The organism is Arthrobacter halodurans (assembly GCF_041877255.1).
In the GTDB taxonomy this organism is placed as follows: domain Bacteria; phylum Actinomycetota; class Actinomycetes; order Actinomycetales; family Micrococcaceae; genus Arthrobacter_N; species Arthrobacter_N halodurans.
The window spans coordinates 66,117-86,849 of the sequence record NZ_JBHDLJ010000017.1 but is presented as its reverse complement, the minus strand read 5'-3'; the positions used below and the strand labels follow the sequence as shown (position 1 = coordinate 86,849).

Annotated in this window: 19 protein-coding genes; 11 read left to right on the top strand and 8 right to left on the bottom strand. The window is 71.8% G+C overall.

Annotated features, from left to right (window positions below; all coding sequences use genetic code 11):
- Positions 1 to 46 precede the first annotated feature (46 nt).
- The gene (locus ACETWP_RS15985; RefSeq protein WP_373973265.1) at positions 47 to 1,657 is read left to right on the top strand and encodes a GMC family oxidoreductase; all 1,611 of its coding nucleotides are present in this window, start codon (positions 47 to 49) and stop codon (positions 1,655 to 1,657) included.
- On the opposite strand, the gene ACETWP_RS15980 is transcribed toward ACETWP_RS15985, so the two are convergent.
- Positions 1,654 to 2,784: a zinc-binding dehydrogenase gene (locus ACETWP_RS15980; RefSeq protein ID WP_373973264.1), complete on the bottom strand. Its 1,131-nt coding sequence runs from the start codon at positions 2,782 to 2,784 to the stop codon at positions 1,654 to 1,656. The genes ACETWP_RS15985 and ACETWP_RS15980 overlap by 4 nt on opposite strands.
- A gap of 119 nt (positions 2,785 to 2,903) precedes the next feature.
- Here ACETWP_RS15980 and ACETWP_RS15975 point away from each other — a divergent pair, with 119 nt between their 5' ends.
- Positions 2,904 to 4,019: a serine hydrolase domain-containing protein gene (locus ACETWP_RS15975; protein WP_373973263.1), complete on the top strand. Its 1,116-nt coding sequence runs from the start codon at positions 2,904 to 2,906 to the stop codon at positions 4,017 to 4,019.
- A gap of 12 nt (positions 4,020 to 4,031) precedes the next feature.
- On the opposite strand, the gene ACETWP_RS15970 is transcribed toward ACETWP_RS15975, so the two are convergent.
- The gene (locus tag ACETWP_RS15970) at positions 4,032 to 5,078 is read right to left on the bottom strand and encodes a dTMP kinase (RefSeq protein WP_373973262.1); all 1,047 of its coding nucleotides are present in this window, start codon (positions 5,076 to 5,078) and stop codon (positions 4,032 to 4,034) included.
- A 126-nt stretch (positions 5,079 to 5,204) separates the two neighbouring features.
- Between ACETWP_RS15970 and ACETWP_RS15965 the strand changes: the two genes are divergently transcribed.
- The 3 genes from ACETWP_RS15965 to ACETWP_RS15955 all read left to right on the top strand — a co-directional run bounded on the left by ACETWP_RS15965 (position 5,205) and on the right by ACETWP_RS15955 (position 8,462).
- Positions 5,205 to 6,845: a LuxR C-terminal-related transcriptional regulator gene (locus ACETWP_RS15965; RefSeq protein WP_373973261.1), complete on the top strand. Its 1,641-nt coding sequence runs from the start codon at positions 5,205 to 5,207 to the stop codon at positions 6,843 to 6,845.
- 194 nt (positions 6,846 to 7,039) lie between these two features.
- Complete coding sequence (locus ACETWP_RS15960) at positions 7,040 to 7,414, top strand: hypothetical protein (RefSeq protein WP_373973260.1); 375 nt, start codon at positions 7,040 to 7,042, stop codon at positions 7,412 to 7,414.
- On the top strand, positions 7,326 to 8,462 hold the full coding sequence (locus ACETWP_RS15955; RefSeq protein ID WP_373973259.1) for a class I SAM-dependent methyltransferase: 1,137 nt from the start codon (positions 7,326 to 7,328) through the stop codon (positions 8,460 to 8,462). Before ACETWP_RS15960 ends, ACETWP_RS15955 begins: the two co-directional genes overlap by 89 nt.
- Positions 8,463 to 8,523: 61 nt before the next feature.
- Here ACETWP_RS15955 and fdhA read toward each other — a convergent pair whose 3' ends face one another.
- The 4 genes from fdhA to ACETWP_RS15935 all read right to left on the bottom strand — a co-directional run bounded on the left by fdhA (position 8,524) and on the right by ACETWP_RS15935 (position 14,219).
- Positions 8,524 to 9,744, bottom strand: a complete 1,221-nt coding sequence (gene fdhA, locus ACETWP_RS15950; RefSeq protein WP_373973258.1) for a formaldehyde dehydrogenase, glutathione-independent — start codon at positions 9,742 to 9,744, stop codon at positions 8,524 to 8,526.
- A gap of 162 nt (positions 9,745 to 9,906) precedes the next feature.
- Positions 9,907 to 11,424: a glycerol kinase GlpK gene (gene glpK / locus ACETWP_RS15945; protein WP_373973257.1), complete on the bottom strand. Its 1,518-nt coding sequence runs from the start codon at positions 11,422 to 11,424 to the stop codon at positions 9,907 to 9,909.
- Between the two features lie 131 nt (positions 11,425 to 11,555).
- A complete protein-coding gene (locus tag ACETWP_RS15940) occupies positions 11,556 to 12,290 on the bottom strand; it encodes an MIP/aquaporin family protein (protein ID WP_373973256.1) in 735 nt (244 codons plus the stop codon).
- A gap of 111 nt (positions 12,291 to 12,401) precedes the next feature.
- The gene (locus tag ACETWP_RS15935; protein WP_373973255.1) at positions 12,402 to 14,219 is read right to left on the bottom strand and encodes a glycerol-3-phosphate dehydrogenase/oxidase; all 1,818 of its coding nucleotides are present in this window, start codon (positions 14,217 to 14,219) and stop codon (positions 12,402 to 12,404) included.
- Positions 14,220 to 14,348: 129 nt separating this feature from the next.
- On the opposite strand from ACETWP_RS15935, the gene ACETWP_RS15930 reads away from it, so the two are divergent.
- The 4 genes from ACETWP_RS15930 (at position 14,349) to ACETWP_RS15915 (ending at position 16,629) form a co-directional block, all read left to right on the top strand.
- Positions 14,349 to 15,296 carry a sugar-binding transcriptional regulator gene (locus tag ACETWP_RS15930; RefSeq protein ID WP_373973254.1) on the top strand — a complete coding sequence of 316 codons (948 nt, stop codon included), beginning with the start codon at positions 14,349 to 14,351 and terminating at the stop codon, positions 15,294 to 15,296.
- A 134-nt stretch (positions 15,297 to 15,430) separates the two neighbouring features.
- Positions 15,431 to 15,625: a hypothetical protein gene (locus ACETWP_RS15925; protein ID WP_373973253.1), complete on the top strand. Its 195-nt coding sequence runs from the start codon at positions 15,431 to 15,433 to the stop codon at positions 15,623 to 15,625.
- A 9-nt stretch (positions 15,626 to 15,634) separates the two neighbouring features.
- Positions 15,635 to 16,063 (top strand): acyl-CoA dehydrogenase family protein, encoded by a 429-nt coding sequence (locus ACETWP_RS15920; protein ID WP_373973252.1) that lies wholly within the window; start codon positions 15,635 to 15,637, stop codon positions 16,061 to 16,063.
- 212 nt (positions 16,064 to 16,275) lie between these two features.
- Positions 16,276 to 16,629, top strand: a complete 354-nt coding sequence (locus ACETWP_RS15915; protein ID WP_373973251.1) for a transglycosylase family protein — start codon at positions 16,276 to 16,278, stop codon at positions 16,627 to 16,629.
- 110 nt (positions 16,630 to 16,739) lie between these two features.
- On the opposite strand, the gene ACETWP_RS15910 is transcribed toward ACETWP_RS15915, so the two are convergent.
- Both ACETWP_RS15910 and ACETWP_RS15905 read right to left on the bottom strand, forming a co-directional pair.
- Complete coding sequence (locus ACETWP_RS15910; protein WP_373973250.1) at positions 16,740 to 18,095, bottom strand: MFS transporter; 1,356 nt, start codon at positions 18,093 to 18,095, stop codon at positions 16,740 to 16,742.
- Positions 18,096 to 18,120: 25 nt separating this feature from the next.
- Positions 18,121 to 19,173 carry an MBL fold metallo-hydrolase gene (locus tag ACETWP_RS15905; RefSeq protein ID WP_373973249.1) on the bottom strand — a complete coding sequence of 351 codons (1,053 nt, stop codon included), beginning with the start codon at positions 19,171 to 19,173 and terminating at the stop codon, positions 18,121 to 18,123.
- A 115-nt stretch (positions 19,174 to 19,288) separates the two neighbouring features.
- On the opposite strand from ACETWP_RS15905, the gene ACETWP_RS15900 reads away from it, so the two are divergent.
- Entirely contained in the window at positions 19,289 to 20,203 is a 915-nt protein-coding gene (locus ACETWP_RS15900; protein ID WP_373973248.1) for a LysR family transcriptional regulator, read from the top strand.
- Positions 20,200 to 20,667: a DUF3237 domain-containing protein gene (locus ACETWP_RS15895; RefSeq protein WP_373973247.1), complete on the top strand. Its 468-nt coding sequence runs from the start codon at positions 20,200 to 20,202 to the stop codon at positions 20,665 to 20,667. The genes ACETWP_RS15900 and ACETWP_RS15895 overlap by 4 nt, the downstream gene beginning before the upstream one ends.
- Positions 20,668 to 20,733: the final 66 nt, after the last annotated feature.

The window sequence follows — 20,733 nt, the reverse complement described above, 5'->3', positions numbered from 1 at the left end:
GCAATCCATGCAGCGCACCGCCCACACCCACAGAGAAGAGAAGTCCATGAGCACCGAAAACACCGAAGAACTCGACTACATCGTCGTCGGCGCCGGTTCGGCCGGCAACGTGATCGCCCGCCGCCTGCTCGACGCCGGCAAGCGCGTCGCCGTGCTGGAGGCCGGCGACCGCGACACGAACCCGAACATCGCGCACCTCTACACGCTCGGGCTCCTGTGGCACAGCCCGCAGGACTGGGACTACTACACCACCGAGCAGGAGGGCTGCGCGGGGCGCCGGATCCACCTGCCGCGCGGCAAGGTCCTCGGCGGATCGCACGCGCTCAACGCGACCATCTGGGTCCGGGGCGACCGCCGGGACTACGACTCCTGGGTCGCCGCGGGCTGCGACGGCTGGTCGTGGGAGGACGTGCTGCCGGTCTTCAAGTCCATCGAGAACTTCGACGGCGGGGCCTCGGAGACGCACGGCGTCGGCGGCCCGCTCGACGTCGTCCAGGACTTCCCGCGCAACCCGATCCAGGAGGACATGCTGCGCGGCGCCGTCGAGATCGGCCTGCCGCTGAACGAGGACTACAACTCCGGGGACGTCGAGGGGGTGTCCCGGATGCAGCTCAACGTCCGCGACGGCAAGCGCTTCAACACCTGGCACGCCTACCTGCGGCCCGTGGCCGACCACCCGAACCTGACGCTGCTCACGGGCGCGCACGTCCGGCGCCTGATCGTCGAGGACGGACGGGTGGCCGGCGTCGAATTCGAGCACGACGGCGGGACCGCCACGCTGCGCGCCGGGGAGACCGTGCTCTCCGCCGGGGCGATCAACTCGGCGGAGCTGCTGCTGCGCTCCGGGATCGGCCCGGCGGGGGAGCTGCGCGAGGCCGGCGTCGACCCCGTCCACGACCTGCCCGGCGTGGGCAAGAACCTGCAGGACCACCTGCTGTCCCCGGTGATCTTCGCCGCCGACAGCCGCCCGGTGCCGATGGGGGAGGTCGCCCCGGCCGAGGTCCACCTGTTCTGGAAGAGCCGCCCGGAGCTGCCGGTCCCGGACACCCAGCCGATCTTCTTCTCCGTCCCGATGTATTCGCAGGACTACGTGCCGGCGGAGATGACCGGCCCGGACAACGGCTTCTCGATGCTCGGCGGGCTGGTCCGCCCCGAGAGCCGGGGCGAGATCACGCTGACCGGACCCGACGCCGCGGACCCGATCAGGATCGACCTCGGGGCGCTGTCGGAGCAGCGGGACGTCGACGCGCTGGTGGCCTCCGTGCGCCAGTGCCGCGAGATCGGGCGCACCGCCGCGCTGGCGGACTGGGGGCCGCGGGAAATCCACCCGGGCCCGGAGGTGTCCGACAGCGACGAGGACCTGGAGCGGTACGTCCGCGCATCGGTGGTGACCTACCACCACCAGGTGGGCACGTGCCGGATGGGCGTGGACGACCTCGCGGTCGTCGACCCGGCCACGCTCAAGGTCCACGGGCTCGACGGCCTCCGCGTCGCCGACGCCTCGGTCATGCCGCTGGTGCCCACGGGCAACACCAACGCGCCGACCATCATGATCGCCGAGCGGGCCGCCGCGATGCTCGTGGGATCCGCCGTCGCGTCCTCGGCCGGAGCCGCGGCCTCCGCCGGAGCCGCGACCTCCGCCGGAGCCGCGACCTAGGCCGGAGCCGGGCCGCCGTCGTCCGGGATCCCGTAGGTGAGGATCGCCCGGCCCCTGATCCGGCGCGCGTCGAGGTCCTTGTAGGCGCGGTCGGCATCCGCGAAGTCGTACCGGTCGGTGATCAGTCGGCGCAGGCCGATCCTGCCCTCCGCGACGAGCTCGAGCACGCGGGGCATGTCGGTGCCGGCCCGGGCGCCGTAGGAGCCGAGGACGCGGATCTTGCGGCGCACGATGTGCGCGATGTTCAGTCCGGCCTCCACCCCGGCGGGCGCGATCCCCACAAGGACCACGCGCCCGCCGTCGTCCACGAGCTCGGTCGCGGTCTTGACCGTCGGACCGCTGCCGAACGCCTCGAACGCGACGTCGACGCCGCGCCCGCCGGTCAGCGCCCGCACGGCGGCCACGGGGTCTCCATGCAGCGAGTTCACGGTGTCGGTCGCGCCGAGCTCGCGGGCCAGGGCCAGCTTCTCGTCGCTGATGTCCACGGCGACGATCCGCCCGGCGCCGTGGGCCGCCGCCATCTGGACGATGTTCAGGCCGATGCCGCCCACGGCCACCACCGCGACCGTCTCGCCGGGCTGCAGCTCGGCGACATTCCGCACGGCGCCGTAGCTCGTGAACACGCTGCAACCGAGGATCGCGGCGTCCTCGAGGTCGATTTCGTCCGGCAGCGCGAAGACGGCGGTGGCGGGGACAACGGCGTATTCGGCCAACCCGGCCATGGAGTACATCGCGACGGGCCGCCCGGCGGCGTCGGCGAGCCGGGACGTCCCGTCGTAGAGCTGGCCCCTGAGCCGGTTCTTGGCGAAGAACTCCTCGCAGAGGTCCTCGTTGCCCGCGGCACAGTGGCGGCACGCTCCGCAGGGCATGATGAAGCTGCACGCGACGCGCTGCCCGGGCTCCAGCCCGGTCACGGACGGCCCGGTCTCCTCGACGACGCCGGAGACCTCGTGCCCGAGCACGCACGGCCGGGGGAACGCGACCTCGCCCTTGATCACGTGGAGGTCCGTGTGGCACACCCCGCACGCGGCGACGCGGATCAGCACCTCGCCGGGGCCGGGGGTGGGCCGGGGGAGGTCCTCCGGGACCAGGTCGGCCGAGGATTCGTGGAGAACGTGGGTCTTCACGGTGGACTCCTTCGTCGCGGATCGGGGTGCCTGCCGCCCCAAGTCAACACCATGGCCGCGGCCGGACTCCACCCTCCCCACCCGTTGACGCGGGGCGGGCGGGCGCGAACAGTGGAGGCATGTCCGCATCCACGGCACCGCTGCAGGCCGCGCTGGAGGAGACCGTCGCGTCCGGGTGGTGCCCCGGCCTGGTCGCCGGGGTCCGGCGCCGCGGGGAGACCGAGGTCTTCGCCACGGGCGCCCTGTCTTTCGGGGACGGGGCGCCGATGCTGGACGGGACGCCGTTCCGGATCGCGTCCCTGAGCAAGCCGATCGGCGGGGCGCTGGCGCTGAGCCTGGTCGCCGACGGGACGCTGTCCCTCGACGCGCCGGTCACGCGGTGGCTCCCCGAGCTCGCCGATCCCCGGGTCCTGGCCCGGCCGGACGCGGAACTGAGCTTCGCCGTGCCGGCGCGGCGCCCGATCACCGTGCGGGACCTGCTGACGTTCACGGCCGGGATGGGGATCGACTTCGCGCCGACGCCCTACGCGGAGGCCACCCGCGACTTCATCTGGGGACCGAACCCGCCGGCCATGGGACCCGACGAGTACCTGGCCCGCCTCGGCGCGCTGCCGCTCGCCCACCAGCCGGGGGAGCGCTGGATGTACCACGCGTGCGCCGACGTCCTCTCGGTCCTGCTGGCCCGGGCCGCCGACAGGCCGCTGGGCACGGTGCTCGAGGAGCGGATCACTGGTCCCCTCGGCATGGCGTCCACCGGTTTCCCGACGGGGACCGAGGCGCTGCCGACGGTCTACGAGCCGTCCGCCGCCGGGCTCGTGGAGGCGGCCTCCTACCGGGAGGCCCTCGCCGGACCGCCAGTCTTCCCGTCCCTGGCCGGCGGACTCCTCTCGAGCGTCCCCGACTACCTCGCCTTCCTCGCCGCGCTGGCCGACGACTCGCTCCTGCCGCCGGGCCTGCGGCGCCAGATGACCTCCGGACAGCTCACGCCGGGGCAGCGCGCGGGCCTGGCCGAGATGTCGGGGGAGGACCAGTCGTGGGGCTTCATGGTCGCCGTCCAGACCGGCCGCGGCGAGCCGTGGTCCGAGCCGGGGATGTGGGGCTGGGCCGGCGGGTCCGGAACGAGCGCGGCCGTGTACCCCGACGGGGACATCGGCGTCGTCTTCACGCAGCGCTTCCTCGCTGGCCCGGCCGACTCGTTCGACTACTTCTGGGAGCCGTTCGGGCGGGTCCGTTGAGGGGCCGCGCCGCTACGGACGGCGGAAGAGCCGCCGCAGCCAGCCGCCGGAGGGCAGGTGGTGCTGGATCTCGGTCGGGCTCGCCGCCGCGTCCGGCAGGCGGGCGTCCTCGCCGTAGTAGACGTGCGGGGTGCCGGGACCCGGGATCTGGGCGCCGGCGAGGTTCGGCATGCCGGGGCTGTCCGCGGACCCGTGCACGCCGTGCGGTCCCATCCGCTCCATGTCGCGCAGCGGGTTCTCGCTCGGGTGGCGTTCACGCTTCATTGCACTCACCGGTCCTTCGATGCCGTGCCCCCATTCTAGGTTTCCCCGCGGCCCAGGGGAATGCGTGGGGAACGCGTGGGGGGAACGGTCAGGAAACCGCGCCGGGGCGGCCCCCGGCGAGTCCCGCGGCGCGAGTCCCGCGGCGGCGAGCACGCGGTCCACGACCTCGTCCGGGGAGCCGCCGGCGTCGACCACGTGCCAGCCCCGGGAGGCGGCCAGGGCCAGGTATTCGGAGCGGGCAGCCCGCAGGTAGCCCAGCGGCTCCGAGTCCTCGCCGCGCGCGGCGATCCGGGCGTGGCCCGTCTCGGCCGGCACGTCCAGCAGCACGACGGCGTCGGGCCGCGGCAGCGCGCGCTCGAGCCACGGGAGGAAACGCCCCGGCGGCAGGCCCCGGACGCCGCGCAGGACCAGCTGGCACGCGAGGTGCCGGTCCATGACGGTGACGCCGCCGAACCGGGCGGCGCGGGCGTGGGCCGCGACCACGTTCAGCGTGCGCAGCGCCGACTCGAACCGGTCGGCCCAGCGCGGCGGGACGCGGAGGCCCAGCGGCCCCGTCACCCGGGCGAGCCAGCGCCGGCCCGCGGGGTTACGCAGGTGCTGCGCGGGGCGCCCCGCGCCCAGCTCGCGGGCGACGAGGCCGGCGGCCGCCGTCGTTTTGCCGGACCCGTCGGCGCCGAGGACCACGATCGTGCGTCGGCCGCGCGGCCCCGCCGGCTGGCGGCGCGCTTCGGGGTCCGCGCCGCGCTCCACGCCGACGACGCGGTCCGGCGAGGCGGGCGGGTACGACGCCGGCATGTGGTCCCTTCCGTTTCGATGGTCCTGACACACCTCTCAACGTCCGGCGGGCCGGATTCCATCCGCGGCGGGCATGGGCGTTTGCTGTGAGTGCGGGCCTCGACCGGCGCACCCGGCGGGTCTACCGTGGACGTGGAAGCCATGATGGACGAGTTCGAGGTGCTGCGCTCCACCGCGCGGGCGGCGTACGCCCGCGGGGACTGGCACGCGGCCAACGAGCAGCTGGAGCGGGCCCGCGAACTCGCCGACCTGCCCACCGAGGACCTGGACCTGCTGGGCAGCGCGTCGTGGTGGGTGGGGCGCGTGAGGGACTCGCTCGCGATCTCCGAGGAGGTCTACCACCGCTTCGAGGACGGCGGCGACCGTCCCCGCGCCGCCATGAAGGCCGTCAACCTGGGCCTGCTGTGGTTCATCCGCGGGGACCTGGTCATCGCGTCGGGCTGGGCGCACCGGGCCCGGCGGATCCTCGCGGACCTCCCGGAGGGACCCGAACGCGGCTACCTGCTCTACCTCGACGCCTCGATCGACATGGACTTCCACGACCTGGGGCCCACCCGCGCCGCCGCGGCCGAGCTGCGGGAGCTGGGTCGGCGGCTGCGCGCCCCGCAGCTGACGTCGCTGGGCCTGGTCCTTTCCGGGTTGTGCGACGTCCGCGACGGCGACGCCGCCTCCGGCTTCGCCCAGCTCGACGAGGCCATGCTGCCCGTCCTGGCGGGCCGGATGCCGCCCGAGTGGGCGGGCGACATCTACTGCACCGTGATCCACGCGTGCCACGACGTCGCCGACCTGGCCCGGATGCGCGCGTGGACCCGGGCCACGGAGCAGTGGTGCGAGCAGTTCCACGGCGAGGTGGTCTACTCCGGGATCTGCCGCATCCACCGGCTGCAGCTGTTGTGCGTCGAGGGTAGCTGGGATCGGGCGGAGCCGGCGATCGAACGCAGCGGCACGGAACTCATCGGCCGGAACAACTGGGTCGCCGGCGAGGCCTTCTACCAGTTGGGCGAGATCCGGCGCCTCCGGGGCGACGCCGGCGGGGCGCGGGCCGCGTACGCCCAGGCGACCGAGCTGGGCACCGAGCCGCAGCCCGGGGAGTCCCTGCTCCAGCGGGCCGAGGGCAGGAAGGACGACGCCTGGGCCGGTTTGTGCGCGGCCCTCGCCGGGCGCGACCGGCTGGCCTCGGCGCGGCTGCTCGGGTCCGCCGTCGACGTGGCGCTGGAGCTGGGCCTCGCCGACGAGGCCGAGCAGCTGTGCCGCGATCTCGAGGACACGGCCGCGGCGTTCGGCACCGCGGGCTTCCGGGCGTGGGCGGCACAGGCCCGGGCCTCCGTGCTGGTCTCCGGGGCCCGGTATTCCGAGGCGCTGCCGGTGCTGAGGGCGGCCGCCGCCGAATACCGGGGACTGCACGCCAGCTACGAGACGGCCCGGGTCTACGAGCTGCTGGCCCGCGCGCACCGGGGGCTGGGGGAGCGCGGCGCGGCCGCGGCGGACTCGGCGACGGCGCTGGCCATCTACCGCCGGCTCGGCGCCTTGCCGGACATCCGGCGGCTCGACGGCGGCGCCCTGCCCGGCGGTCTGACCGGGCGGGAGGCCGACGTCCTGGCGCTGATCGCCGGCGGCGCCAGCAACAAGGACACGGCCGAGGCGCTGTTCATCAGCCAGAAGACGGTGGGCCGGCACCTGGCCAACATCTTCGCCAAGATCGGCGTCTCCTCCCGGACCGCGGCCGCGGCCTGGGCGCACGAGCACGGCCTGCACCCGCAGCGGTAGCAACCCTCCGCGGCCGGCACGCCCCACCCCATCCCGAGGCGCCCTGCATCAAACGCGCCCTGCATCAAACGCGCCATGCCCGCCCGCGCGGATTGGGTCTTTCTCCCGATTCGCCGCCCGCCCGCGCTCCCTAGCGTTGAGGGTGAACGAACAACACAACATCCAGCCGAACCGAGACGGAAGGGAGAACGGCGATGGACATCGACCCGGCAGTGCTGGCGGGAAGCGTCTCCACCGTCGTCTTCATCGGCAGCGTGATGCCCATGCTCGCCAAGGCCGTGCGCACGCGGGACCTGGCTTCCTACAGTCTTGGCAACCTGCTGCTCGCCAATGTCGGCAACCTCGTCCATTCCGTGTACGTCTTCAGCCTGCCCGCGGGGCCGATCTGGGCCCTGCACGGCTTCCACCTCTCCACCACCGGCTTCATGTTGGCGATGTACGTGCGCCACCACACGCCGGCCCACCGAAAAGGACAAGAACATGACCACCGAAGCGACCACCACCGACCTGGCGACGACCGATCTGGATGCCGCCACCACGACGACCACCGGCGACGGGTTCGACGCTGACGCCGCGGCCGCCTTCGCCGGGCACTTCCTGGACATCCTGAACAAGTCGGCGATCGCGCTGTTGACCAGCGTGGGCCACCAAACCGGGCTATTCGAGTCGCTGGCGGAGCTGCCCGCGGCCACCAGCCGGCAGATCGCCGACGCCGGGGGCCTGGACGAGCGCTACGTGCGGGAATGGTTGGGCGGCATGGTCGTGGCCGGCGTCGTCCGCTACGACCCCACCGAACGCACGTACCTGCTCCCGCGCGAACACGCCGCCGTGCTGACGCGGGCCGCCGGACCGAACAACATGGCCCTGCTGATGCAGCACGTCTCGATGATGGGAGAGGTGGAGCAGAAGGTCATCGAGCGGTTCCGCAACGGCGGCGGCCTGTCCTACGCCGACTACCCGCTCTTCCACCGGAACATGGCCGAGACCAGCGCCGCGGTGAACGACGCGGCCCTGCTGGACGTGATCCTGCCGCTGGTGCCAGGGTTGCCCGGCCGCCTGGCCGCCGGGATCGACGTGTGCGACGTCGGCTGCGGCGCCGGGCACGCGGTGAACCTCATGGCGCGCGCGTATCCAGCGAGCCGGTTCACCGGCTACGACTTCTCCGAAGCCGCGATCGCCGAGGCGCGCGCCGAGGCCGCGCGGATGGGGCTCGCCAACGCGCGGTTCGAGGTGGTCGACGTGGCCCGGCTGGACGCCCGCGGGGCCTACGACGCCGTCATGGCGTTCGACGCGATCCACGACCAGGCGCACCCCGCAGCCGTGCTGCGGAACATCCACGACGCGCTGCGGCCGGACGGCGTCTTCCTCATGGTCGACATCAAGGCCTCCAGCAACGTGGAGGAGAACATCGGCCTCGCGTGGGGCAGCTACCTCTACGCGATCTCGACGTTCCACTGCATGAGCGTCTCGCTGGGGCTCGACGGCGACGGGCTGGGCACGGCGTGGGGCGTGGAGTTGGCGGGGCGGATGCTCGCCGAGGCGGGCTTCGGCGGCGTCGACGTCCGGGATGTGGAATCGGACCCGTTCAACGCGTACTTTGTCGCGCGGCGCTCCTGACCGGACGCACGGAACGCCGGGCGCACGCATCGCGTGCGCCCGGCGTTCCGGGTGGTTTGCGCTAGTTCTTCACGTACCCGTTGGGGTTGAGCACGTACTTGGTGGCCGCACCGGCGTCGAACTCGGCGTAGCCGCGCGGCGCGTCCTCGAGGCCGATGGCCTTGGCGTTGACCGCCTTGCCGATCTGGATCCGGTCGTGGAGGATCGCCATCATCAGCTGGCGGTTGTACTTCATGACCGGGCACTGGCCCGTGGTGAAGGACAGCGACTTGGCCCAGCCGGTGCCCAGCGAGATCGACAGCGAGCCGTGCTTCGCCGCGTCGTCGACCGCGCCCGGGTCGCCGGTGACGTAGAGCCCGGGGATGCCGAGCGCGCCGCCGGCGGCGGTGATCGACATCAGCGAGTTCAGCACGGTGGCCGGCGCCTCCTTGGCGTCCGATCCGTGGCCGTGGCCGCGGGCCTCGAAGCCCACCGCGTCGACGCCGCAGTCGACCTCCGGGACGCCGAGCAGCTGCTCGATCTGGTCCCCGGGGTCGCCCGCGCCGACGTTGATGGTTTCGCAGCCGAACGAGCGCGCCTGGGCCAGGCGCTCGTCGTTCAGGTCGCCGACGATCACGACGGCGGCGCCGAGGAGCTGCGCGCTGGCCGCCGCAGCCAGCCCGACCGGCCCCGCCCCGGCGATGTAGACCGTGGATCCGACGCCGACGCCCGCGGTGTACGCGCCGTGGAACCCGGTGGGCAGGATGTCGGAGAGCATGGTGAGGTCCATGATCTTCTCCAGCGCCTGGTCCCGGTCCGGGAACTTCAGCAGGTTCCAGTCCGCGTACGGCACCAGCACGTACTCGGCCTGGCCGCCGACCCAGCCGCCCATGTCCACGTAGCCGTACGCGGATCCCGGGCGGTCCGGGTTCACGTTCAGGCAGATGCCGGTCTTGCGCTCCTTGCAGTTGCGGCAGCGCCCGCAGGAGATGTTGAACGGCACCGAACAGATGTCGCCGACCTTGATGAATTCGACGTCGGGACCCACCTCGACCACCTCGCCGGTGATCTCGTGGCCCAGGACCAGGTCGGCCGGCGCGGTTGTCCGGCCGCGCACCATGTGCTGGTCGGACCCACAGATGTTCGTGGTGACCGTGCGGAGGATGACGCCGTGCGGGACCTTCCGGCCGACGTTGGCCGGGTTCACCCCCGGGCCGTCCTGGAGTTCGAAGGTGGGATAGGCGGTGTCGATGATCTCGACCTTGCCGGGACCCTTGTACGCGACAGCTTTGTTTCCTGACATGGATGGTGTCCTTTCAGTACTGCTCTTCGTGTCTTCGTGGTCGTGCGTGTTCGGTGGATCGCGTGGATGGTGGGTGGGCGGTCAACTCCTTTGTCTTCCGTGGTCCATCGTGGGGAAGCGCGTCCGGCGGCGGGCCCGGTGGGGCCCGCCGCCGGCGGGGGATCAGCGCACGTCGTCGTCGACCCAGTCCAGGGTCTTCGTGACGGCCTTCTTCCAGAGGCGGTACTGCCGGTCGCGCTCGTCGGATTCCATGGCGGGGCTCCAGCGCTTGCCCTCGCGCCAGTTCGCCACCACGTCCTCCTCGCCGTTCCAGAAGCCGACGGCGATGCCCGCGGCATACGCCGCGCCGAGCGCCGTGGTCTCCGCGACCTCGGGCCGCACGACGTCGACGTTGAGGATGTCCGCCTGGAACTGCATGAGGAGCTCGTTGGCGACCATGCCGCCGTCGACCCTCAGCTCGGTCAGGTCCACGCCCGAGTCGGCGTTCATCGCGTCCAGCACCTCGCGGGACTGGAACGCCGTCGCCTCCAGCGCCGCGCGCGCGATGTGGTTCTTGTTGACGAACCGGGTCAGGCCCACGAGCGCGCCGCGGGCGTCGGAGCGCCAGTGCGGGGCGAAGAGGCCGGAGAACGCGGGCACGAAGTAGGCGCCGCCGTTGTCCTCGACCTTGCGGGCGTAGTACTCGACGTCCTGGGACTCCTCGAACAGGTCCATGTTGTCGCGCAGCCACTGCACCAGCGAGCCGGTGACGGCGATCGAGCCCTCCAGCGCGTAGACCTGCGGGGCGTCGCCGATCTTGTAGCAGACCGTCGTGAGCAGGCCGTTCTTGCTGGCGACCGGCTCGGTGCCGGTGTTGAGCAGCATGAAGTTGCCGGTTCCGTAGGTGTTCTTCGCGGTGCCCTTCTCGAAGCACGCCTGCCCGAACGTCGCGGCCTGCTGGTCGCCCAGGATGCCGGCGATCGGCACGTCGGGCAGCATGCCGCGCTGCCGCCCGTGGCCGTAGACCTCGGAGGAGGAGCGGATCTCCGGGAGCATCGACATCGGGATGCGCATGTCCGCGGCGATGTCCTCGTTCCAGGTCAGCGAGTCGATGTTCATGAGCATCGTGCGCGAGGCGTTGGTGACGTCGGTGACGTGCACGCCGCCGTCCACGCCGCCGGTCATGTTCCACAGCACCCACGTGTCCGTGTTGCCGAACAGCAGGTCGCCGCGCTCGGCCGCCTCGCGGGCGCCGTCCACGTTGTCCAGGATCCAGGTGATCTTGGGTCCGGAGAAGTACGTCGCCAGCGGCAGCCCGACGCGCGACTTGTACTTGTCGGCCCCCTCGCTGCCGGCGAGCTCGTCGACGATCTTCTGGGTGCGGGTGTCCTGCCAGACGATCGCGTTGTAGACCGGCTTGCCGGTGGTCTTGTCCCACACCACCGCGGTCTCGCGCTGGTTGGTGATGCCGACGGCGGCGATGTCCGTGTAGGGGATGTTGCCGCGGCCCAGGGCGAGGCCCACGGCCTCGCGCACGTTGGTCCAGATCTGTTCCGGGTTGTGCTCCACCCATCCCGCGCGCGGGAAGATCTGGTCGTGCTCGATCTGGCCGACGGAGTGGATGGTTCCCTCGTGCGTGAAGACGATGGCCCGCGAGCTCGTGGTGCCCTGGTCGATCGCGAGGACGTACTTGGTGCTCATAGCTGTTCCCTATCCCTTGCTGTGGAAGTCGGTGGTGTGCAGGCCGCCGGTGCGGTCGCCGATACCGCGGGGACCGTCGGCGGGGACATCGATGCTGCGTGCGGGGTGGCGGCGCGGGCCGTCCGGGTGGCTCACGCCACCGCGGCGGCCACCAGGCCGCCCAGGACGCCGCCGATCAGCGGCCCGACGACCGGCACCCAGGCGTAGCCCCAGTCGCTGGAGCCCTTGCCCTTGATGGGCAGGATCGCGTGGATGATGCGGGGTCCGAGGTCGCGGGCCGGGTTGATGGCGTAGCCGGTGGGTCCGCCGAGGCTCAGGCCGATGCCGACAACGAGGAGCGCGACGGCGAGGGGGCCGAGCTCGTGGGGCGAGTTCCCCAGCTGGAGCACCACGAACACCAGCACGAAGGTGCCGAGGATCTCGGTGACCAGGTTCCAGCCGTAGGAGCGGATGGCCGGACCGGTGGAGAAGACGGCGAGCTTGGTCGCCGGATCGGCCTCCTCGTCGAAGTGCTTCTTGTAGGCGAGGTAGGCCAGGACCGCGCCGATCATCGCGCCGAGCAGTTCGCCGCCGAAGTAGACCATCGTGTTGGTGAAGTTCACCGGCACGCCCTCGACGAAGTTCTCCGAGCCATTGGCGATGATGCCGACCGTGACGGCCGGATTCAGGTGCGCCCCGGACTTCCAGGCCGCCCACACGCCGGCGAAGACGGCGAAACCCCAGCCGAAGGCTATGACGATCCAGCCGCTGTTGAAGCCCTTGTTCTTCGGCAGGACGACGTTGGCGACCACGCCCGCGCCGAGGAGGATCAGGAGCGCGGTCCCGATCACCTCCGAAATGAAGACCTGCCCTATGGTGACGTCCATATTTCCCCTTTTCTCGCGGACTGCGTCGTCCGCCCCTGCCCGTGGCCCCGTTGCCCCGGGTTCCAGCTGTTTCCGGCCGCGGCCGCCCCGTGGGACCGCCGCGGCCTGGGCTCAGGTCCCGACGGGACCGGCGGCCCCCGGCGAGTCCTCGGGCGATCCCGGCTTCAGGCCGCCCGTGGCCCCGGACCCCAGCGGCGCGAGCGGAGCGACGTCGTCGGCCGCGAGGCGCACGGCTTCGGCGGCGCCGTCGTCGGGCTCGCGCTCGGCCGCGGCCTCCGCCGCGGCCCGGGCCTCGTACGCGGCGACCTCGCGGCCGCGCGTCGCGTCGTCCCAGCCGAGGATGTCCGCCATCAGGCCGGAGATCTCCTCCAGCGCGGCGAGCCCGCGGTCGGCGATCTCGTAGTTCAGCCGCGTGCGGTGCAGCAGGACGTCCTCGAGGTGCAGCGCCCCCTCGTGGCTGGCCGCGTAGGCCACCTCCGCCCGCAGGTACGCCGGCGCGTGCTCGAGCGGCCGGGCCATCGACTCGTCCTCCTCGCACAGGTCGACGATGTCGGTGAGCAGCGAGCCGTAGCGGTGCAGCAGGTGGTCGACCATGGCGGGCGACCAGCCGTACCGCTGGGCGTAGCTGCGGCTCCAGTTGCGCTGGACCGCGAGGTTGACGGCGCCGAGGAGCGGCGTGTCGGCGGTGATCGACGGGCGGTCCTTCGCCTCGTCGCCCAGCGCGAAGTCCACGGCGTCCTTGGCCATGACGCGGTAGGTGGTGAGTTTGCCGCCCGCCGTCACGGTCAGCCCCGGCACGGGGGAGGCCGTGGTGTGCTCGCGGGAGACCTTCGCGGAGCTGGTGCCCGCCTTGGTCCCGGGCTGCAGGAGCGGGCGCAGGCCCGCCCACGTGCCGATGATGTCCTTGCGGGTGAGCGGGTTGGCCAGCACCTCGTTGGCGTGCTCGAGGACGTAGTCGATGTCCGCGGAGGTCGCGACGGGGTGCTGGAGCTGGTGCTCCCACGGGGTGTCCGTGGTCCCGATGACCCAGTACCGCGACCACGGGATGACGAAGAGGACGCTCTTCTCGGTCTGCAGGATCAGTCCGACCTCGCCGCGGATGCGGTCGCGCGGCACCACGATGTGGACGCCCTTGGAGGCGAGGACCCGCAGCCCGCCGGTGCCGCCGGCGAGGGCCTCCGTCTCCTCCGTCCAGACGCCCGTGGCGTTGATGACGTTCCGGGCGTGGACGCGGAACTCGTCGCCGGTCTCGAGGTCGCGCAGCCGCGCGCCGTCGACGCGCCCGGAGTGGTTCTTCGTCAGGTCGACCACCTGCGTGCGACTCGCGGCGTGGGCGCCGTGCGACGCCGCCGTGCGGATGAGCGTGGATACCAGGCGCGCGTCGTCGACCGAGGCATCCCAGTAGCGCACGGCGCCGATCGCGGCGTCGTGCCGCAGGTCGGGGAACACGCGCTCCATGCCGGCGCGCGTGAGGTGTCGGTGGAAGGGCAGTGACCGCTTGCCCGGCACGAGCGTGGCGAGAGTGTCGTAGAGGGCGACGCCCGCGCCGACGTAGCCGCGCTCCCAGACCCGGTGCTCGAGCGGGTAGAGGAAGGACACGGGGCGCACCAGGTGTGGCGCGAGCTTGGTGATGAGCTGGTCGCGCTCGGTCAGGGCCTCGTGGACCAGGTGGAAGTCGAGCATCTGCAGGTAGCGCAATCCGCCGTGGACCAGCTTGCTGGAGCGGCTGGACGTTCCGGAGGCCCAGTCCTGGGCCTCGACGACGGCGGTGGTGAGGCCGCGCGTGACGGCGTCGAGCGCCGTGCCGGCGCCGGTGACGCCGCCGCCGATGACGAGCACGTCGAGCGGGTCCGACGCCGAGGAGGCACGCATCGCGTGCAACGCCGCGTCGCGGGCCTGGGGAGTGAGACGTGAGGTGGGGGATGGCATCGTCGTCCTTCCGGTAAATGCTGGCTGTGTGTAACCTCACACCAATGGCACAAGCGCGCAACCCATCTGCACAAACGTGCACGGAGCCCGCGTTTGGGCCCCGCCCACCCACCCGGAACGGGAGCGTTGATGAGCGCCAGATACCGCGACGTGCTGCGCGCAGCATCCATGTACTACCTGCAGGACATGAAGATGGAGACGATCGCGCGGCATCTGCAGACGTCGCGGTCCACGGTGTCGCGGATGATCAAGGAGGCTCGGGATACGGGCATCGTCGAGATCTCGCTGCGCCCCGAGCACACTCGTGCACCCGGGCTCGGCCAGCGCATCCGCGACGCCTACGGGGTGGAGGCCTTCGTCGTTCCCGTGCTCGACTCCGATTCGCAATTCGACCGGCTGCACCAGGTCGCCCGGACCACGGCGCGGCTGGTGGGCACGTGGTTCGGATCGGAGATGGTCCTCGCGGTCGCGTGGGGGACGACGCTGGGCACCGTGGTCCCGTACCTGACGTCGAAGGAGACCCGCGGCAGCGTCGTCGTGCAGCTGAACGGCGCCGCGAACACCCGCACCAGCGGCGTCCACTACGCCGGTGACCTGATGATGGGCATCGCCCGGAACTTCGGGGCGCAGGTGCACTACTTCCCGGTCCCGGCGTTCTTCGACTACGCGGAGACCAAGGACGCCATGTGGCGCGAGCGCTCCGTGCGCCGCGTGGTGGAGCTGCAGCGCAAGGCGGACATCGCGCTGTTCTCCGTGGGCGCCCTGCGCGGCGAGCTGCCCAGCCACGTCTACTCGGCGGGCTACCTCGAGGCCGACGACATCGCGCGCCTCGACGCCGAGGGCGCGGTGGGCGACGTCTGCACGGTGTTCCTGCGCGAGGACGGTAGCTACGGGGACATCGAGATCAACCGCCGCGCGACCGGCCCGACGCCGGCGCAGCTGCGCCGGATCCCGCGCCGCGTGTGCGCGGTCGCCGGGGACAACAAGGTGGTGCCGCTCATCGCGGCTCTCCGGGCCGGCACCATCACGCACCTGATCCTCGACGAGCTCACGGCGGCGCGGCTGCTGGACCAATAGCGCACCACGGGCTGGTCGGCCTATCGAGACCGCGCCCGCACTCGCCGGTCGAGCTTGTCGAGACCCTGCCTGACGCTGGTCGAGCTTGTCGAGACCCGCCCGCCTACCACGCCGCCGCCTCGTCGACGAGTCGCGTGACCCTCGCGGCCCGCGCCGTCAGTTCGCCGAGGTCCCCGCCCCGGAAGGCGTCGCCGATCAGCGGGCCTCCCAGGCTCACGGACGTCCTCGGGGAGATCACAGACGAGCCCATCGCCACGCTGCTCACGCCCGGCGTGCAGCTCGGCTTCGGGAACTTCTACCTCGGCGTCGCGCAGGGGGCGCTGGCCTAGGGGCGCGAGTTGCTGCTGGCGCGCAGGAACGCCTGGTTCCTTTCCACGGCGGAGACGTACGCCCACGACGTCGTGTTCCAGCGGACGCTCGGCGAGCTCAGGGCGCGCACGGCCGCCGTCGAGGCCCTTGCCGAGAAGCTCAACCGGCGCTTCGACGCCGAGGTGGCGCGCTCGTCGACGCTGACCGCGGCGCAGCGCGGCGACTTCGCCGTGGCCATCGCGGAGCTGAAGGTCGTCGCCACGGAGGTCGGCGTGGAGGTCGCCAACCGGATCTACGAGGTCACCGGCGCCAGTTCCGCGAGCAACGCCGTGGGTTTGGACCGCTATTGGCGTAATGTTCGCACGCACACCCTCCACGACCCCGTGGACTACAAGAAGATCGAAGTCGGAGCGTATTTCCTGCACGGGGAACTGCAGCCGCTGTCGCTGTATACATGACGCGGACGGCCGCGGGCGGGCACCCTCGACACCGTGCCCGCGGCCTGCGGCCGGTAGCCTAGACAGCTGAACTTGCCGCCACTGCCGCCCCCCGGCAGCGCGCGGCGGCTTCACGCACCGGATCCGGGGCCGCGAAAACGGCCCCGGATCCCGCGCGTCCGGCGCCGGATTATGGCCGCCAACTCCCTGTCCCCGACATCAGGAACCGACCCATGCAGAAAACCCTGCGCAAGCTCACCGCCCTTTTCGCCGTCCTGACGCTCGCCGTCGGCCTGACCGCCGGCGCCGGCATGGTTGCCGCCCAGCCGGCCGACGCCGCGACCGCCACTCTCGCCCAATGGAACAAGATCGCGAAGTGCGAGAGCGGCGGCCGCTGGTCCATCAACACCGGCAACGGCTACTACGGTGGCCTGCAGTTCAACCTCGGCACCTGGAAGGCCTACGGCGGCAAGGGCTTCCCGCACCGCGCGTCGAAGTCGAAGCAGATCAAGATTGCCAAGAAGGTCCTCGCCAGGCAGGGCTGGGGCGCCTGGCCCTCCTGCTCGCGCAAGCTCGGGTACCGCTAACCCGCCGGCGGCCGTCCAGCCGGCGGCCGTCCTCTTGGCGGCCGCGGCGACACCACGGACAACGCCCCGCGGGATCATCCCGCGGGGCGTTCCCCTGCCGTCCGCGATCCCTACGCGAGGTCCGTCCGCGAGCTTTCCTTGGTCACCAGCACCGCCACGGTTCCGGCCAGCATGACGGCCGCCCAGAACCCCGCGACCAGCACGATGCTGCCCCCTCCGAGGATCAGCAGCCCGGTGGCGATCATCGGCGTGAAGCCGGCCCCGAGCGTCGAGGCGCCCTGGTAGGCGAGCGAGGCGCCGGTGTAGCGCACGCTCGTCGGGAACTGCTCGGCGACGAACGCGCCGATGGGTCCGTAGAGCATGCCCTGGATGACGCCCTGGCCCACGATCAGCGCGACGGCGAACCCCCAGAGCGTCCCGTTGTTCAGCAGGGTCAGCAGCGGGTAGGCGAACACGATGCCCAGCACGCCGCCGATCACCAGCATCCGGCGGCGTCCCACGCGGTCGCTCATTCGGGCCGCCCACAGCGTCATGACCAGGGTGAGCACGGCGCCGACGGCCTTCCAGTTCAGGACCCCGGTGCGGTCCGCGCCGGCCTCCACCGCGATCGAGACACCCCAGACGGTCAGCAGGCCCTGGCAGCAGTAGAAGCTCATGGTCGCCACGAGGGCCAGCACCACGGCACGGGGGTGGTGCCGCAGCACCTCCACGAGGGGGATCTTCCGCTTCTCGCTGGCCGTCTCCAGCTGCCGGAAGAGCGGCGTCTCGGACACCTTCAGCCGGATGACGAGGCCGACGACAATCAGCGCGGCGCTGAGCAGGAACGGGATGCGCCAGCCCCAGACCAGGAAGTCGTCGCCGGTCGCGGCGGAGACCGCCGAGACCACGAGGGTCGCCAGGAGCGCCCCGGCCGGCCCGCCGGCATTGGCGAACGACGTCGCGAAGCCGCGCTGCTTCTTCGGGGCGTGTTCGAGGGCCATGAGGGCGGCCCCGCCCCATTCCCCGCCGACGGCGATGCCCTGGACCACGCGCAGGACCACGAGGATCACCGGCGCGGCGATGCCGATCTGCGCCGTCGTCGGGAGCATGCCGATGAGCATGGTGGCCACGCCCATCATCATCATGGACAGCACCAGCATCTTCTTGCGGCCGATGCGGTCCCCGTAGTGCCCGAAGACGACCCCGCCGAGCGGGCGGGCGACGTAGCCGACGGCGAGCGTCGCGAAGGAGGCGAAGATCGCGGTCGCGGGGTCGAGGTTCGCGAAGAACACCTTGTTGAAGACGATCGAGGCGGCCGTCGCGTAGAGGATGAAGTCGTAGTACTCGATCGCGCTGCCCACGAAGCTGGAGGCGAGGATCCGCCGCATCTCGGTGGTCCTCAGGGACTCCTGCAGGTGCGGCGTCGTCGGGACGGCCTCCGCCGGGGTGCCCGCGGGCGGCGAATCGAGCCGGGGGTTCGGGGTCATGATTCCTCCTTGAATCAGTATGGGACTAGACGGGGATGCGGTCTGCGGCCGGGCGCAGTTCGATGACGTCGAGGTCGTCCGGCACGTGGAAGCCGCCGTCGAAGTGGTCCGCCGCCTGCCGCCACACGGCGTCGGGGGCGGTGCCGGGCACCAGGTGGTGGAGCGCCAGCTGCCGCGCCCCGGCCTCGCGGGCGACGCGCGCCGCGTCGACGACGCTGGTGTGCGACTTGTAGTGGTGGTCGCGGGCGGCCCGGGACCCCTCGTCCGTCTTGGACCCGTACATCTCCTCGATGAAGCCGAAGTCGATGGCCTCGTGGAGCAGCAGGTCGGTGTCGCGCGCCAGCCGGACCATGTTGGGCGTGTACGCGGTGTCCCCGGAGAAGGTGACGGACCCTTCGGCGGTGTCGAAGCGCAGCCCGAACGCCGGGGCCACGGGCGGGTGCTCCACGAGGATCGCGGAGACGGTGACGACGTCGTCCCGGAAGATGACGAACGGCTCCATGTCCGGCGTCGGGTTCTGGTTGGCGTCGTAGCCGATGCCCTCCGGCAGCCGGATGTCGGAGGCCTCGAAGAGCTCGAACGGGCTGGGGCGCAGGCTGTCGATGATGCGGTCGTTGAGGTCGGTCGCGTGGGCCCTCATGAGCAGCTCGAACATCTTCGCGGTCCCCGGCGTCGGGCACTCCGGGGCCAGCGGCGTCGGCGGGACGACGGCGCGCGGCGAGGCGTGCGGCAGCTTGCCGCGGTCTCCGGGGCCGATGATCCGCACGGGGTCCCCGCGGCGCTCGCCGAGCTCGTAGAGGCCGAAGATCGCCAGGCTCGCCAGGTCGACCGTGTGGTCCGAGTGCAGGTGCGTGAGGAAGATGCCGCGCAGGTCGCGCATCCGCAGCCCCGCCTCGTTGATGCGCCGGCCGACGCCGTGGCCGCAGTCGACGAGGTAGAAGTTCTCGCCCACCACGACGGCGGTCGCGATGCCGGTGCGGCGGTGGGCCGAGCCGGACTTCCACCAGCGGGGGCCGCCGGCGGTGCCGAGGGTGACGATGCGGGGGCGGAGTTCGCCGGGCGCGGATGCGGTGGTCATGGTGCTCCTTCGCACGTTCGGGTCCGGGGGACCGGAGGGGTGACTTGATCCAGTGTGTCCCGCGCCACATACTCTGAATAGTCAATTGATCCGATGCCGACCATCAAGGAAACTGATGTCCGAAATCACGCTGCGGCAGCTGCAGTACTACGTGTCCGTGATCGACCACGGCTCGGTGACGGCGGCCGCGGCGGCCTGCCACATCTCCCAGGCCGCGGCGTCGATGGCGGTGGGCCAGCTGGAGAAGGCGGTGGGCGCGGACCTGCTCATCCGCACCCGGTCGAAGAAGGTGGTCCCCACGCCGGCCGGCCTCGGGTTCGCGGCGCATGCCCGCGCGATCCTCGAGCGCGTGGCCGAGGCGTCCGACGCCGTCTCCGAGAGCCTGGCCGAGATGCGCGGTGCGCTGCGGATCGGCTGCAGCCACACGCTGTCGCCCCGGCTGGTGCCGGCGCTGGTGGACCACTTCGTGTCCAACCACCCGCTGGTGGACGTCGGCTTCCGGGAGGCGGCGCCGTCGGCCCTGCAGGACGACGTGCGCAACGGGCGCCTGGACATGGCGCTGGTGTACGAGCAGCAGTCCGACGACGACCTGGAGCGCGTGCGCATCGCGACGGTGCGCCTCCACGTGGTGCTGCCCGCCGGGCACGCGCTGGCGGGCCGATCCTCGATCGGTCTGGCGGAGATCGCGGAGGAGCCGGCGATCCTGCTGGACATCCCGCCGACGGTCGAGCGGCTGACCGCGGTGATGCGCTCGGCCGGGTTGGAGCCGCGGATCCGCTGGACCAGCGGCAATATGGAGACCATCCGCTCGATGGTCGCGCGCGGGCTGGGCTACTCCTTCGTGAATAGCCCGCCCGCGACCGGCAGCACGTACGAGGGCGGCGAGGTGGTGTTCATTCCCGTGGCGGACCGGACCGCGGCGAACGCCATCGTGGCCATGCTGCCGCCGGGCCAGCGCGCGCCGCGGCGGGTTGGCGCGGCGATCGAGTTCCTGCGCGAGACCGAGCGGGATTGTAGGGTCGTGGCATGAGCGCACCGACGACGACGCCGTCCCTGACGTACCTGACCACCGTGAAGGTGAAGGTCGGTGCGCCGATCGAGGTGGGGGAGACGTCCGAGGGCTTCCGCCGCGTCATCCCGATCGTCGGCGGGACGGTCGAGGGCCCCGAACTGCGGGGATCCGTGCTGCCGGTCGGGGCGGACTTCCAGCTCCTGAAGTCGGACACGCTGACCGAGCTCGAGGCCAAGTACGTCATCGAGACCGACGACGGCGAGAAGATCTACGTCTCCAACGTCGGGCTGCGCGCGGGCTCCGCCGAGGACATCGCCGCGCTGGTCCGCGGGGAGGCCGTGGACCCGGACCGCATCTACTTCCGGTGCGTGCCGCGCATGGTGTCCGGGGGCCGTTGGGCCTGGCTCGGCTCGCGGGTCCTCGTGGGGACCGGGGTGCGGCATCCGGACGCGGTGCACCTGGAGTTCTTCGTCGTCGAGTAGGTGCGGCAGCCGCGGGCACGCGTCCCGGGGGTCCTGATCCGGCGGGCCGCAGACCCTCCCGGGCGG

What these genes read in the sequence shown, in the direction of transcription:
- ACETWP_RS15975 (WP_373973263.1), top strand. Translation starts at nt 2,904, where the DNA reads ATGTCCGCATCCACGGCACCGCTGCAGGCCGCGCTGGAGGAGACCGTC.
- glpK (WP_373973257.1), bottom strand. Translation starts at nt 11,424, where the DNA reads ATGAGCACCAAGTACGTCCTCGCGATCGACCAGGGCACCACGAGCTCG.
- ACETWP_RS15955 (WP_373973259.1), top strand. Translation starts at nt 7,326, where the DNA reads ATGACCACCGAAGCGACCACCACCGACCTGGCGACGACCGATCTGGAT.
- ACETWP_RS15910 (WP_373973250.1), bottom strand. Translation starts at nt 18,095, where the DNA reads ATGACCCCGAACCCCCGGCTCGATTCGCCGCCCGCGGGCACCCCGGCG.
- ACETWP_RS15895 (WP_373973247.1), top strand. Translation starts at nt 20,200, where the DNA reads ATGAGCGCACCGACGACGACGCCGTCCCTGACGTACCTGACCACCGTG.
- ACETWP_RS15960 (WP_373973260.1), top strand. Translation starts at nt 7,040, where the DNA reads ATGGACATCGACCCGGCAGTGCTGGCGGGAAGCGTCTCCACCGTCGTC.
- ACETWP_RS15985 (WP_373973265.1), top strand. Translation starts at nt 47, where the DNA reads ATGAGCACCGAAAACACCGAAGAACTCGACTACATCGTCGTCGGCGCC.
- ACETWP_RS15930 (WP_373973254.1), top strand. Translation starts at nt 14,349, where the DNA reads ATGAGCGCCAGATACCGCGACGTGCTGCGCGCAGCATCCATGTACTAC.
- ACETWP_RS15915 (WP_373973251.1), top strand. Translation starts at nt 16,276, where the DNA reads ATGCAGAAAACCCTGCGCAAGCTCACCGCCCTTTTCGCCGTCCTGACG.
- ACETWP_RS15940 (WP_373973256.1), bottom strand. Translation starts at nt 12,290, where the DNA reads ATGGACGTCACCATAGGGCAGGTCTTCATTTCGGAGGTGATCGGGACC.
- ACETWP_RS15935 (WP_373973255.1), bottom strand. Translation starts at nt 14,219, where the DNA reads ATGCCATCCCCCACCTCACGTCTCACTCCCCAGGCCCGCGACGCGGCG.
- ACETWP_RS15970 (WP_373973262.1), bottom strand. Translation starts at nt 5,078, where the DNA reads ATGCCGGCGTCGTACCCGCCCGCCTCGCCGGACCGCGTCGTCGGCGTG.
- ACETWP_RS15905 (WP_373973249.1), bottom strand. Translation starts at nt 19,173, where the DNA reads ATGACCACCGCATCCGCGCCCGGCGAACTCCGCCCCCGCATCGTCACC.
- fdhA (WP_373973258.1), bottom strand. Translation starts at nt 9,744, where the DNA reads ATGTCAGGAAACAAAGCTGTCGCGTACAAGGGTCCCGGCAAGGTCGAG.
- ACETWP_RS15900 (WP_373973248.1), top strand. Translation starts at nt 19,289, where the DNA reads ATGTCCGAAATCACGCTGCGGCAGCTGCAGTACTACGTGTCCGTGATC.